The organism is Haloarcula sp. R1-2 (assembly GCF_011627385.1).
Classification (GTDB): Archaea; Halobacteriota; Halobacteria; order Halobacteriales; family Haloarculaceae; genus Haloarcula; species Haloarcula marismortui.
The window spans coordinates 1,504,699-1,517,237 of sequence record NZ_JAANTG010000001.1 but is presented as its reverse complement, the minus strand read 5'-3'; the positions used below and the strand labels follow the sequence as shown (position 1 = coordinate 1,517,237).

The 12,539-nt window shown below is 60.5% G+C and carries 12 protein-coding genes; 4 read left to right on the top strand and 8 right to left on the bottom strand.

Features of this window, described 5'->3' with window-relative positions; translation table 11 throughout:
* Positions 1-58: 58 nt before the first annotated feature.
* The 5 genes from G9C82_RS07750 to G9C82_RS07730 all read right to left on the bottom strand — a co-directional run bounded on the left by G9C82_RS07750 (position 59) and on the right by G9C82_RS07730 (position 6,468).
* Entirely contained in the window at positions 59-919 is an 861-nt protein-coding gene (locus G9C82_RS07750; RefSeq protein ID WP_127013776.1) for an MBL fold metallo-hydrolase, read from the bottom strand.
* Positions 920-963: 44 nt separating this feature from the next.
* Positions 964-2,046 (bottom strand): D-xylose 1-dehydrogenase Gfo6, encoded by a 1,083-nt coding sequence (gfo6, locus tag G9C82_RS07745; RefSeq protein WP_127013775.1) that lies wholly within the window; start codon positions 2,044-2,046, stop codon positions 964-966.
* Between the two features lie 720 nt (positions 2,047-2,766).
* The gene (locus G9C82_RS07740) at positions 2,767-4,212 is read right to left on the bottom strand and encodes an aldehyde dehydrogenase family protein (RefSeq protein WP_127013774.1); all 1,446 of its coding nucleotides are present in this window, start codon (positions 4,210-4,212) and stop codon (positions 2,767-2,769) included.
* A 759-nt stretch (positions 4,213-4,971) separates the two neighbouring features.
* Positions 4,972-5,145, bottom strand: a complete 174-nt coding sequence (locus G9C82_RS07735; RefSeq protein ID WP_164734747.1) for a hypothetical protein — start codon at positions 5,143-5,145, stop codon at positions 4,972-4,974.
* Positions 5,146-5,511: 366 nt separating this feature from the next.
* Complete coding sequence (locus G9C82_RS07730; protein ID WP_127013773.1) at positions 5,512-6,468, bottom strand: M48 family metallopeptidase; 957 nt, start codon at positions 6,466-6,468, stop codon at positions 5,512-5,514.
* Positions 6,469-6,725: 257 nt separating this feature from the next.
* Here G9C82_RS07730 and G9C82_RS07725 point away from each other — a divergent pair, with 257 nt between their 5' ends.
* Complete coding sequence (locus G9C82_RS07725; RefSeq protein WP_004964836.1) at positions 6,726-7,442, top strand: fumarylacetoacetate hydrolase family protein; 717 nt, start codon at positions 6,726-6,728, stop codon at positions 7,440-7,442.
* A 109-nt stretch (positions 7,443-7,551) separates the two neighbouring features.
* Here the strand turns inward: G9C82_RS07725 and G9C82_RS07720 are convergent, their stop codons facing one another.
* Together G9C82_RS07720 and G9C82_RS07715 are read right to left on the bottom strand one after the other, a co-directional pair.
* Positions 7,552-9,297 (bottom strand): excinuclease ABC subunit C, encoded by a 1,746-nt coding sequence (locus G9C82_RS07720; protein WP_127013772.1) that lies wholly within the window; start codon positions 9,295-9,297, stop codon positions 7,552-7,554.
* A 33-nt stretch (positions 9,298-9,330) separates the two neighbouring features.
* On the bottom strand, positions 9,331-9,957 hold the full coding sequence (locus G9C82_RS07715; protein WP_127013771.1) for a hypothetical protein: 627 nt from the start codon (positions 9,955-9,957) through the stop codon (positions 9,331-9,333).
* A gap of 137 nt (positions 9,958-10,094) precedes the next feature.
* Between G9C82_RS07715 and G9C82_RS07710 the strand changes: the two genes are divergently transcribed.
* Entirely contained in the window at positions 10,095-10,568 is a 474-nt protein-coding gene (locus G9C82_RS07710) for a hypothetical protein (protein WP_127013839.1), read from the top strand.
* On the opposite strand, the gene G9C82_RS07705 is transcribed toward G9C82_RS07710, so the two are convergent.
* On the bottom strand, positions 10,534-10,692 hold the full coding sequence (locus G9C82_RS07705) for a hypothetical protein (RefSeq protein ID WP_164734746.1): 159 nt from the start codon (positions 10,690-10,692) through the stop codon (positions 10,534-10,536). The genes G9C82_RS07710 and G9C82_RS07705 overlap by 35 nt on opposite strands.
* A 172-nt stretch (positions 10,693-10,864) precedes the next feature.
* Here G9C82_RS07705 and G9C82_RS07700 point away from each other — a divergent pair, with 172 nt between their 5' ends.
* A complete protein-coding gene (locus tag G9C82_RS07700) occupies positions 10,865-11,968 on the top strand; it encodes an alanine--glyoxylate aminotransferase family protein (protein ID WP_127013770.1) in 1,104 nt (367 codons plus the stop codon).
* 187 nt (positions 11,969-12,155) lie between these two features.
* Entirely contained in the window at positions 12,156-12,425 is a 270-nt protein-coding gene (locus G9C82_RS07695; protein ID WP_004964826.1) for a HalOD1 output domain-containing protein, read from the top strand.
* Positions 12,426-12,539: the final 114 nt, after the last annotated feature.

The window sequence follows — 12,539 nt, the reverse complement described above, 5'->3', positions numbered from 1 at the left end:
AAATCCGCGGTATCTGCTTGAGCAACCGACACCGCGGGGACCGGACCCACGGTCTCACTCAGTCCAGCGCGTCAAGACGGCGAATACCGGGCTCACTTAGCCGAACCGAACAGCCGATATACAGCGGTTCGATGACTCGGGGGTAGTCAAACGACACCGCGTGTTCGTGGAGCACCTTCGGGTCGCCCGCTTCGCCCTGCCACATATCGTGATGGGAGGGGAGCAACCGGGATAGCTGGAGCTGGTTTGCGGCCTCGATGATCTCGTTTTCGTCCATATACCACTTCGTTCTGACACCGGAGTCGGGCTCGGGCTCGTAGATGGAGCCAACAGTGCCAAACGCCAGTGCGCCAACGTCAATGTCAAACTGCTCGCCCACGTCGGAAAACGCCTCGGCGGGCCGGCTATCGCCGGCGTGGAAGAACGTCCCGGCGTCGTGCTCGATGACGTACCCCACCGGTTCGATGGCGTCAGAGTCGTTCGTCCCAGTAACGTGCACGGTGAAATCACCGACAGCGAACTCGTCACCGACAGCGATTTCATTGCGCTGCTCGTCGGGCACTCGCATCTCACCGTCGTAGTCCGGGGAGTCATACGATGCCGACGGCGCATACAGGTCCGCCCCGAGGTCCTCGACCAGCGGGCTGTACGACGGCGGGTGCATATGGTCAATGTGTTCGTGTGTGACGAGCGTGGCATCACACTGGGTCGCGTCGGCGGGGTCCATCGGCACCGGAATCATGCGGATGAGGTTCGGCGGGTCGCCAGTCCCGAAGTAGGGGTCGATGTACAGCGTCGTCGACTGCGAGCGGAGGACGAAGCCGTTACAGCCGAGATACCAGATCACGACGCCGTCGCCGGGGTCTGTTGCTTCGATCTCGTCGCGGACGAACCAGTCGTCCCACGTTGACTGAACCATGTGCCGAACTATACCTGGCCGGGTCAAAAAATCTCGCACCGGTTTCAATCGAGTCTGACTGTCGACTCCGTCTCGGATGCTTCGTAGACGGACTTGATCGTGTTGATATCGACGAGGCCGTGTTCGCCGTCGGCGTAGGGCTCAGTGTCGGTCAGCAGACAGTGGGCGAAGTACTCGAACTCCTCTTCCATCTGGTCGATCTGTTCGAAGTCGATCTCGACCGTCGTCCCCTCGTGAGACAACTGGAGCGCGCGGTCGTCCCAGGGGTAGAAGGCCGGTTCGACGCGGACCTTGCCCTCTGTCCCGAGTACGGAGATGTGGCTGTCAAGATGTGCGTTCTGGCTGGCGGTACACACCGCGTACACGTGGCCGGGGAAATCTACCTGGAACGCGCCGTGTTCGTCTGGCACATCGGCGAACTCCTCTTGCACAGAGGCAACGGTCCCCCGGACTGCAACGGGGTCGGCATCCAGCAGGAATCGGCTCGTGTTCAGCGGATAGATGCCGATATCCATGACGGCACACCCTCCGGACAGTTCCCCGTCCAGCCGCCACTGGTCAGGGTCGGGAACGAGTTCGAGAATGGGTTCGGTCATGTTGCCGTGGACGAACAGCGGTTCGCCGATGTACCCCTCGTCGATGAGGTCCTTCGCTCGCCGGACGGCTGGCTCGGTGTGCATTCGGTAGGCGATCATCAGCGTCGCGTCGTGCTCGTCACAGACCTCGACCATTCGCTCGGCGCGCTCGATGGTGGCCTCCATCGGCTTCTCACAGAGGATCGCCTTGTCAAGTTCTGCCGCCGTCTCGACGTACGGGAGGTGGAGCGCGTTCGGGGTGACGATGTAGACGGCGTCGTACGCGTCGCTTGCGGCGCCGTCGTGGAACTCCTCGTACGTAATCGCGTGTTCGACTGTCTCCGAATCAGCTGCCACGTCCGCCGCTTTCTCGCGGTCGCTGCTGACCAGCACAGTCGTTTCACAGAGGTCCCCTGCGTCGACGGCGGGCATCGCCTGTTCGGTGGTCCACCAGCCGACGCCGATCATCGCAAACCGAACTGGGTTGTCGGTCGCTGTCTGTTCCTGCCAGTCTCGACGGTCGAATCCTCCCGTGAGCGCGTCAACGTTCATACCACTGTCGTCAATTGGCTGGATATTATCTTTTGTGTTGGCACGCCCACATCAGCCCACCGTTCCAGTGTAACGAATGATAGTTCATATCTTAAGTAAGTGTTTCCCGAAAAACGGTACAACTGTTCAGTATGGTAGAACAAGACACTAGTCTCAGCCACAGGTCTTCGATACCGGTTAGTCGATAATTCGAGTGGAAAATACCGTTTTACGGGCCGCCTGTGGTCTGTCTTCGTCCACGAACTCCGGTCTTGGTATCGAGAATAACGACAGTACAACCGTTATGGAGTGTGTTCCATCATTATGAACGACCATCCGTGAGCGGAGCACCGCGGTTCGTTTGACAGGGACCGATTTGAAACTCCGTTCCACTTGTTGTGTTCACTATGGAAAGAACGGACGCTATGACTGCCGACGACGAAACGGTGCTGTGCCCAACCGAATAGCGGTCTCGTTTCTCGCCACACTCAGGCGGGTCCAGCTATGGCAGTAGCGGCAGCGAATCCCCCCGGCTACCGGGGCGCTACTAACGAGAGTGGAGCGTCTGTATGGGACAGACAGCGCCGGTGCTAGAACCGTTCCACCATCGTCGGTCGGTTGGGCTACGAGCACGACTTTGCACGCTCTGGCGGTTGACAAGAAACAGGAGGTAGCGATTAGTACCATATAGAAAATCTGTAACAAAAAACCACTTCGCGTTAGCGGCGGTGGCCGCCTCGATTAGCTGTTGCGGTACACCGTCTTGATGTAGCTGAAGAACTCCAGACCGGCGTCACCCTGCTCGCGGTAGGTGTTCGTTGAGGAGCGCTTGAGGCCGCCGAAGGGAACGTGCAGTTCCAGTCCGGTCGTCTTCTCGTTGACTTTGACCACGCCAGACTCGGACCGCTCGATGAATTCGTTTTCCTCTTTGATTCGGTCGGTTACGATGCTGGCCGAGAGGCCGTAGTCGATGTCGTTTGCAACCTCGACACCCTCATCGAAGTCGGAGACGGACATGACGGCGAGCACCGGCCCGAACACCTCTTCTTGTGCGATGCGCATATCCGGCTCAACGTCGGAGAAGACGGCCGGCGAGATGAAGTTCCCGCCGTCGTACTCCCCACTGGTGAGTTCCTCGCCGCCCGTTTCGAGGGTCGCTCCCTCCGACTGTGCGACATCGATGTACTCTAGGCTCCCCGCGAGCTCGTCCTCGCTGACGTGGGGACCCATGCCGGCCCGGTCAAGCCCGTCCCCGATTTCGAGGGACTCGGCGTAGTCGACAATGGCGTCGAGGAACTCGTCGTACACGTCCTCATGGACGATAGCCCGGGAGGTCGCTGTACAGGCCTGGCCCGTCCCGCCGAAGGCGCCGGCTCCGACGATGTCAGCCGCTTTGTCCACATCGGTGCTCGGCATGACGACGGTCGGGTTCTTCCCGCCCATCTCCGCCTGTGCGCGCTTTCCGTTGCTCGTCGCCTGTTCGTAGACGTGCTCGCCGACCGAAGCACTGCCCGTGAACGACACCACGTCGACATCGTCGTGGGTGGTCAGCTGCTCGCCGACCTCGCTCCCGGGGCCACAGACCAGATTGATAGCGCCGTCCGGAATCCCGGCCTCGTCCAGCGCCTCGACGATCATCGCGCCGACGGTCGGTGCCTGCATCGCGGGCTTGATGACGACAGTGTTGCCGACCGCAAGTGCCGGTGCGATCTTCCAGGCTGGAATCGCGATGGGGTAGTTCCACGGCGTGATGAGCGCCGCAACGCCCATCGGCTCTTTTTTCGTCTGCAGCCCGGCACGGCCGCCGCTGGGCTGTTTGACGGTGCCGCCGAAGTCACGGGCCTTCTCCGCGTAGTAATAGAAGATATCAATCGCACGCTGTACCTCGCCCTCGGCTTCGCCGAGCGGCTTCCCCTCTTCGCGGGTCAGCGTCTCTGCAAGCTCGTCTTTCCGAGATTTCAGGATTTCACCGGTCTCACGCAGGATTGCACCGCGCTCCGGACCGGGCATTTCGCCCCATTCGTCTGTCGCTGCTGCCGCGGCTGCAACCGCTTCGTCCGCGTCCGCCGCCGAAGCCACCGGAACCGTGCTGACGACGTCAGTCTCGTCTGCTGGGTTTGTGACCTCCTGTGTCTCTCCGCTACCGGTCCACTCACCGTCGATATAGTTCTCATACGTCTGCGTCATACGTTTAATTCATCTCATTCCCAATACTTACGCGTTTCCCATGCTTCGCTGTGCCGCGTCGTTTGACGGTATGGAACGACCGGCTGATGTCGGTGTGTCACGGCGGCAATGCTGAATAACACGCACCGTCGCCAGTGTAACCAGCGTCACCGGTCCAACTCGGATCTGATAGCTGAGTTATAACGGAATCGCAATCGAACCTCTCTAAAATAGCTACCGCTGTCAAAACAGCAAACAACACAGAATCTGTGTGTTGGCAGATCTGTCTCATCGTTCGTGACTGCTTTGCGATGTCTGTGACGCGGAGATACTGTTCTCTCGGCCTTACTGTGTTTCCCGTGACGATCGAATTCTGTTATCGTGACACTATGATTGATTGTTACCTGACTGCTTTTGGTATATAAACCTATCCCATAGTATAACATGTGTATGTGTGTTATCGGTCTGCTGTTTACAGTCGTACTGCTGGAGCGGTCGTCGCTGGTGAGGAAATCCCCCGTGATTTAATATAGCGATATTGAGTTTATCGAGTAAAACACACCGACCAGCGAATCATAGTCAACGCGCTGTAGCCCGCCTAGTTCGCCCGAAATCGGTCAAAAACCTCCTCTACCGACACTATTGAGCACTCGACTTCGATCTCGAAAATATAATATCAAGAAGACAAATATGATAGTAAAATCTGAGTTACTATTCCTATAATTTGCCATTTGGCACTACTCGGCGACACCGTCCCCGTTCCCGGGATTAAACACGGGCCTACTCGTTGCCCACTCTTTCGAGCAGCGCGCCAACAACTGCGCTCTTCCGGTGTGAAACCAGCAGATGGCAGTAAATATCGTCTTCACTGTCCGCACCACAGTTACACAGTGGACATCCGTATGTGTGGCTCTTTGCCGCCTCGGTCGCTCGCTCCGGGATGCTCGCTTGCATATGTGAGCGCATGATCCGTGCCGAACATAGCGGTTTCTAGGACAACTATGTCGCTCTCAATGCGTATATAGAGCCTCTCTCACGGCCGGACTCTCTTCGGAAGCAACACTATCCGGCGACACAGGCTCATCTTCGGTCCAGCGCCGCGATAAGTCCACAGTCTGCGGACCTATCTTGCGCACCGAACGAGACTTTTGTCGGCCATACAGGCCGCCAAAACCGACATGCTGCGAGCAGCACCTGCCGTGAAAACAATCGCCTTCTCAACTATATTAATCTTATATGCTCTCTGAATGCACCTATATGGGCATGAAATGGCTGGTTTGAATATACCATGTCGCTCCCGGCCGCCGCTCAGCGACGCAGCTACCGACGGCTGCTCGGCCGCTCGCTTGATTTCGTGAAATTACCATACTGCGCTCGGTCCTGTAGCCGCTGCATTCGCCCGTCTATCGGTGGATGCGTCGACAGGAGGCGCGAAAGCTCGTTATCCGCTTCACTGTGAACGTATACCTGTCGCAAGAGACCGGGGTCCGGCGTCGATGCCTGCTCGATCTTTGCAAGGGCCCGGGCAAGCCCAACGGGATTCCCCGTTATCTCGACTGCGCGGTCGTCGGCCGCCAACTCACGACGTCTAGAGTAGCCGAGTAGCAGTAGCGTCACGGCGAAGCCGAGACCGGCAACGACCTGTAGCGAGTACCGCTGTGCCCGACCAAGCCAGGAGCGCGACCACGACGATGGGTCGCCACGCAGCAATGCGAGCGAACGGGCGATGCCACCGGTTAGCACCACGATGGGGAACAACGCGAGGCCGATGAGTCCGACAAGCGTCTGGACGAAACTGTACGCGACAGTCTGGACCAGTGCGTCACGGGTTTCTAGATGCGCGAGTTCGTGTGCCAGAAGTCCCTCGAATTCCGCTGCGGACAACAGCCGGAACAGCCGCCTGTCGACGACGATAGTGCCAGTGCCGCCACCGATGGCGAACGCGTTTGGGACTGGCAGCTCCGCCAGTAGCAACGTCGGCGTCTCGACGTTCATCTGATCGACAAGCGCATCGAGACGATGGTAGGCCTCTGGTGCACGCGCCCGCGGGAGTTCGACCGCATTGAGGGATCGCTTGAGCTGTGCCGTTGCAGCCCAGTAGTTCACGACACCGAGTGCAATCGCTGTCCCGAGAACGACTAGAGCGGCCATTAGCGGCGACGGGCGGCTGTCCCACACTGGCAGCAGTAGCAGATACCCGACGTATGCCGCCGTAAAGTAGACCAGCAGCGAAAACAGGCCGACGATGGCCATGAGTAGGCGTCGGGTCACAGCCATGTTCGGCAATAGGTCGCTGCGTGAAAAAATCGCTTCGGTGGCGTCACCGCTGTTCCGTTGTTGGATGCTGATGGCAGTTCCGTAGTCCTCGGGCTATTTGATATAGCGACATTAGATTTACTCCGGCTACAGCACGCGGGTCGATACTCGGCCGGAACGGCGATAGAACAGTGCTTCAGGACTTGAAACCGGTGGTGGCTGTTGAGCGGCGCACGGTAGCCGACACGCCTTTTTCACCGCCACACAGACAATCCAGTATGCGAATCGCACGACTTCTGACCGAGGATGGGCCAGTCACCGGCGAATACGTTGACGGCGTCGTCCACGCTGACGATGGCCAGTACGTGGTCGGCCGCGATGGACGACTGCTCCCGCCGTGTGAACCGACTGCGCTGTACTGCGTCGGCCGGAACTACGCCGCTACCAATGACCAGATGGATTACGACCGCCCAGAGGAGCCGGACTTCTTCATCAAGCCTCCGACAGCGCTACTCGCCCACGAGCAGAACATCCCCTACCCGCCGTTTACTGACGAGCTGACCTACGCCGGTGAGCTCGCTGCGGTCATCGGCGAACGGTGTCACGATATCGACCCGGCTGACGTTTCCGACGCGGTCAGGGGATACACGATACTGAACGACGTTGATGCGCTGGACCAGCAGGGCCGAACCGCACGCAAGGCCTTCGACGGGTCCGGGCCCCTGGGGCCATGGATCGAGACTGATGTCGACCCCACCGATATCGATATGTACACCGACATCAACGACGAGCGCCGGCAGTCTGCCAACACCAGCGAGATGCTGTTCGGACCTCATGAGGTGGTCGCATACCTCTCGAAGCGGTTCACGTTCCGGCCCGGCGATGTCGTTGCGTTCGGCAGTCCGGCCAATCCAGGCACGGTTGCGCCCGATGACACAATTGAGATAACTTACGACGGCGTCGGGACGCTCCGCAACTCGGTTGTCGAACCGTAACGTCATCCGACCGCTGAAATCGTAGCGTAGCGGCTTTCTTCGACGCCTATACCCCAGAATAGTGGATTTGGGCGCTGGGCAGTGATAAACTATTATCTGCTATACGAAATTACTGTAGCCGAGTCCGAATCGTCTCCGCGGTTTGCTCGCCGATACCGTCGATAGCCGTCAGTTCTTCGTCGGAGGCCGCTCTGACGCTGTCCACGCTACCGAAGCGTCGGAGCAGTCGTTTCCGCGTTTCGGGGCCGATGCCGGGCACGTCGTCAAGCGTCGTCGACACCTCGTCACGTAGTGTCTGGTGGTACTGGACGGCAAAGCGATGGGCTTCGTCACGCACCCGCTGGAGCAAGTGGAGTTGCGGGGCGTCATCGTTCCAGTCGTACACGCGGTCGGGTGTGATGACCAGTTCCTCGTCCTTCGCGAGCGCGATGGCCGGCACGTCCCAGCCGGTCTCGGCGAGGGCGTCGCGGGCTGCCCCGAGCTGGCCGTCGCCGCCGTCGATGAGTAGCAGATCCGGATCAGGTCGGTCGTCCCGCCCTTCGACGGCACGCGTAGCCCGCCAGCGGAGGAGTTCCCGCATATTCGCGTAGTCGTCGTTTTGCTCGGTGAGCTTCTTCCGACGATAATCACTCTTCTCTGGCGTTTCGTCGACGAACGTAACGTTCGAGCCAACAGCCGACCGTCCTTGGGCGTGGCTCACATCGAAGCCCTCGATACGGCTCGGGTGGTCGATACCCAGTGCATCGGCCAGACGACCGCTCTCGTCGTCGGTCCCACCGCGCTGGCGGGCATTCTTCAGCGCGAGGTCGACCAACGTCGCTTCCCGACCGGCCCCGGGCACGCCGAGCGTGACGCCCTCGCTCTCAAGCCACGCTTCGATGTCCGGGTCGGCAGGGGCTTCGGCACAGAGAATCCGGTCGGGGAGCTCTCGCTCGGCGTAGTACTGCGGGATGAACGCCCGGTACACGCCGGCAGTCCCTTCGCCATCCGGTGCTTCGAGTGTATGCCGGTCCCGTTCGACGAGCTTGCCGCCCTCGGCGTGGAGCCGGGCGACGATGGCGCGCTCGCCCTCGATGGCAGCCCCGAGCACGTCTGTTGTCTGATACCCCCCAGAGTCGCTGACGGCGGTATCTCCCTCTCCGTGGAGCGCCTCGACGGCCCCGAGCTTGTCCCGGAGGTTTGCGGCGCGTTCGAACTCTTGGTTCTGTGCAGCGGCCTCCATCTCGCGGCGCAACGGGTCCGCCAGAACACCGGTTTCACCCTCGAAGTACCGCGTGACCGCTTCGGCGTCCTCAGCGTAGTCGGCTTCGCCGATTTCGCCGGTACAGGGCGCGGTACAGATGCCCATTTCGTAGTCGAGACAGGGCCGGTCCCGGTTGCTGTACTTGTGGTCGGAACAGCCCCGCAGGCCGTACGCTTCCCGCAGGGCCTTCACCACTGTTTCCACCCGTCCTTTGTCGGTGAACGGCCCGTAGACGGTCGCGCCGTCCGCGGGGTCGCGCGTCACCTCGATTCGGGGGACGGGATGGTCAGTCAACTGGACCAGCGGATAGGATTTGTCGTCTTTCAGCCGGACGTTGTACGGCGGCCGGTGTCGCTTGATGAGGTTCGCTTCGAGCAACAGCGCCTGTGTTTCGGTGTCGGTGACGGCGAAGTCGATGGTTTCGGCCCGTTCGACCATCTTGGCGATGCGTTCGCTGCGAGGGTCGGCGTAGGAGCGCACGCGGTCGCGCAGGTCGACGGCCTTCCCGACGTAGAGGACCCGACGTGTGTCGTCCCGGCCCTGTTCGAACAGGTACACGCCGGGCTCTCGTGGCAACGACCGCGCGCGCTCTCGAACCTCGTCGGCGTCCATTAGCGCAGGGTTGGTACTCGGCGGGGTTGAACGTCACGGGAGCGGGTCGTCTGGCGCTGACTGGGGCGCACTTCCGGCATCAGCAGGCGGAGCCTCCGGAACGATGGCAGCTTCGATCCGGTCGACGACGCTCTCGTCGTCTGGTGCAGTCAGCTCGACATCGTCGCCACCGGCGACACGCACGACAAGCAGGCGGTCGCGGCTCCAGAGGTAGACGCCGAGGACGACGGCGGCAAAGGCCAGCGCGAGGCCACCGAACAGCCGCATCAGGTCGTCTAACTGGGCCATCAACGTCAGCATCGTCTGGAGCATTCCCAACATTCCGCCGATGCCGACGGCGCTCGCGGCCCCGCCGCTGTCCAGTGAGACGTTGCCGACGAGGCTATCGAGGCTTACGGTCATCCCGGCGGCTACCAGCACGATACCGACGACCAGCGCCTTCACGCCGAGTTCGAGGAACGACCAGTCGCCGCTCGTGGTAACGTCGACGCCCTCGACGTTGGGGCGGTCGACCTGCCGACAGTTCGACCCCTCACGGTCGGGCGTGAACACGAGGACGCGGTGGCTCGTCACGACGACGCCGCCACGGTCCAGCCGAACGTCCGCTTCGATCACCTCGCCGTCGTACAGGAGGCTCTCGGCCCGTGCGACCCAATCCATACATCTCGTTTACCGCGGACACGTGTATATTCTCCCCCCGTAACCGCTAACTGTGCGCCCTCGAACATGACAGTATGACCGCCGATCCCCGCTGCCCTCACTGCTCGGAGAAAGTCAGTGCGACCGCGACGTGGTGTATGCACTGTGGCCGGGACTTCGATAGCCCGGTCGACGCCGGAACCGGGACGACAGTTCTCGATGCCGGCGGCAGTCAGACCACGTCGGACCTCGAAGCGGCGCTCAACGCCGGTGACCTCGACGGTATCCAGAACGCGCTCACCCGGAGCGACAACGGGCCGACAATCGTCGGCGTCATCCTCGCCGGTATCGCCCTGTTCACCCTCCCACTCGTCTCGCCGCCGGGTGCTGCGCTGTATCTCCTCGTCGTCGCCGGCGTTGGAGCAATCGCCGCGACACAGTCGACGTTCGATGCGGCGCTCAGAACCGGCGGGAAGGCACTCGCGCTCGCGCCCTTCCTGCTGGTGTTTATCGACGTGTTCCTCGGATATCTGTTCAGCGGCATGGTAGCGACCAGTGCGACGGTTCTGGTTGGTCCGGCGATTTATGCTGGGCTGGTCATGTACGGTATCCGCTGGTATCGTCGTCGCTGAGCGGGTTGCGCTGGCTCAGTTGCGAGTCGGCGTGCATCTCGACCAGCGTGTCGGCGACTTGCTCGACCGCTTTCTCGGCGACGGCCGCTCGCTGGACATCTGTGAGCGGGGTGTGGCGGCGCATGGTCGAATGTGGTTATTCAACTGATAAATACTTCGTGGAAGGTACAACCGCCATCTGTGTCTTTTCCTCGTGAGCCGTCCGCTCTTCTCAGGCCGCACGCCGGTTCGCTTCGCCCGGTATCAAAACTACCATGCCCCCCCGATTCGAGAGTGTACCTACTACAGGTGGTTCTGTGACCGAAAAACGCGAATACAAAGACGATTATCAGGACAAGACGCTGTATCTCCCGGGGCCGACAGAGGTGCGCGAGGACGTTATCGAGGCGATGGCCGAGCCGATGTTCGGCCACCGGATGGACCGGATGACGGACCTCTACACCACCATCGTTGAGGACACGAAGGAGTTCCTCGGCACCGACAACGACGTTATCGTGCTCACGGCGTCTGGGACGGAGTTCTGGGAGTCGACGACGCTCAATCTGGTCGAGAACAGCATGCTCGTGCCGACCTCCGGCGCGTTCAGCGAGCGGCAGGCCAACGTCGCCGAACGCCTCGGCAAGGACGTCGACCGCATCGAATACGACTGGGGCACGGCGGTCAAACCCGACGATATCCGCGACGCGCTGGAATCCGGCGACTATGACGCCGTCGGGGCCGTGATGAACGAGACCTCGACCGGCGTCCGGAACCCCATTGAGGAAATCGGCGACGTGGTCGCAGAGTACCCGGACACCTACTTCATCGTCGACGCCATTTCCTGCCTCGGCGGCGACCAGATCGATATTGAAGGCCACGGCATTGACGCCATCTTTACGTCCACGCAGAAGGCCTTCGCCATGCCGCCCGGGCTGGCCGTCTGTGCCGTCAGCGACGCTGCCTACGAGCGCGAACTGGAGAAAGAGTCGGCGTCGTGGTACGGCGGCTTCCAGCGCTGTCTGGACTACTACGACCGGAAGGGCCAGACCCACTCCACGCCGGCGACTCCGCTCATGCTTGCCTACCGCAAGCAGATGAAGCATATGCTTGATGAGACCCACGACGCCCGTGACCAGCGCCATCAGGAGATGGCCGAGTACACACGCGAGTGGGCCCGCGAGCACTTCGACCTCTATCCCGAGGAAGGCTACGAGTCCCAGACGGTGACCTGCATCGAGAACACGCAGGACATCAACGTTGCCGAGACGGTCGAAGCCGTCTCCGAGGAGTACGACATGGTGTTCTCCAGCGGCTACGGCGATATCAGCGAGGAGAGTTTCCGTATCGGACACATGGGCGAACACACCGTTGAGAGTATCAAAGAGCTAACCGACGCAATCGAAGACGTGGCCGATCTGTAGCTCAGGCGAAAACCGGCAAAAGACGGGACTACGTGTCGATTTAGGAGCGTTCGCTGCCACAAGTTGGTGTTTTCACAGTTTGATAATGCTGGGAAGACTATATTACTGTTTGCTACTTTGCTATAGATAGACGAACCATATGAGTAAAAGCAACAGGCGGAGTAGGGACAGCGACACCTCAACACCGATGAATGTGACCAGAAAACAGTTCGACTGGAGCGAGACGCGGCCGAGCGCGGCAGTGACTGAGTACATCTCCGCCATGACCGGCCGAGAACAGACTGACTTCGCACCGCTGTACGAGACTATCGACCCTGAGGCGCTCGATTCGCTCGTTGACTCATCAGGCCGCTCGACACCTGTCAGTATCTCGTTTGAATATGCCGGTCACTCGGTCACTGTCCGAAGCGACGGGGAACTTGTCATCAAGGCTCCCAGTTCCAGTATCGGCCGATAACTACAGTTTCTATGGCCCTTACACTCTTTTCTGCCGCTTTTTTCAGCCTCTCCGAGTAGTTCAACTGCTAAGTCTGTCTCTGGAGTGTCGTTTCGATGGTTCTGGCCGGTCTGT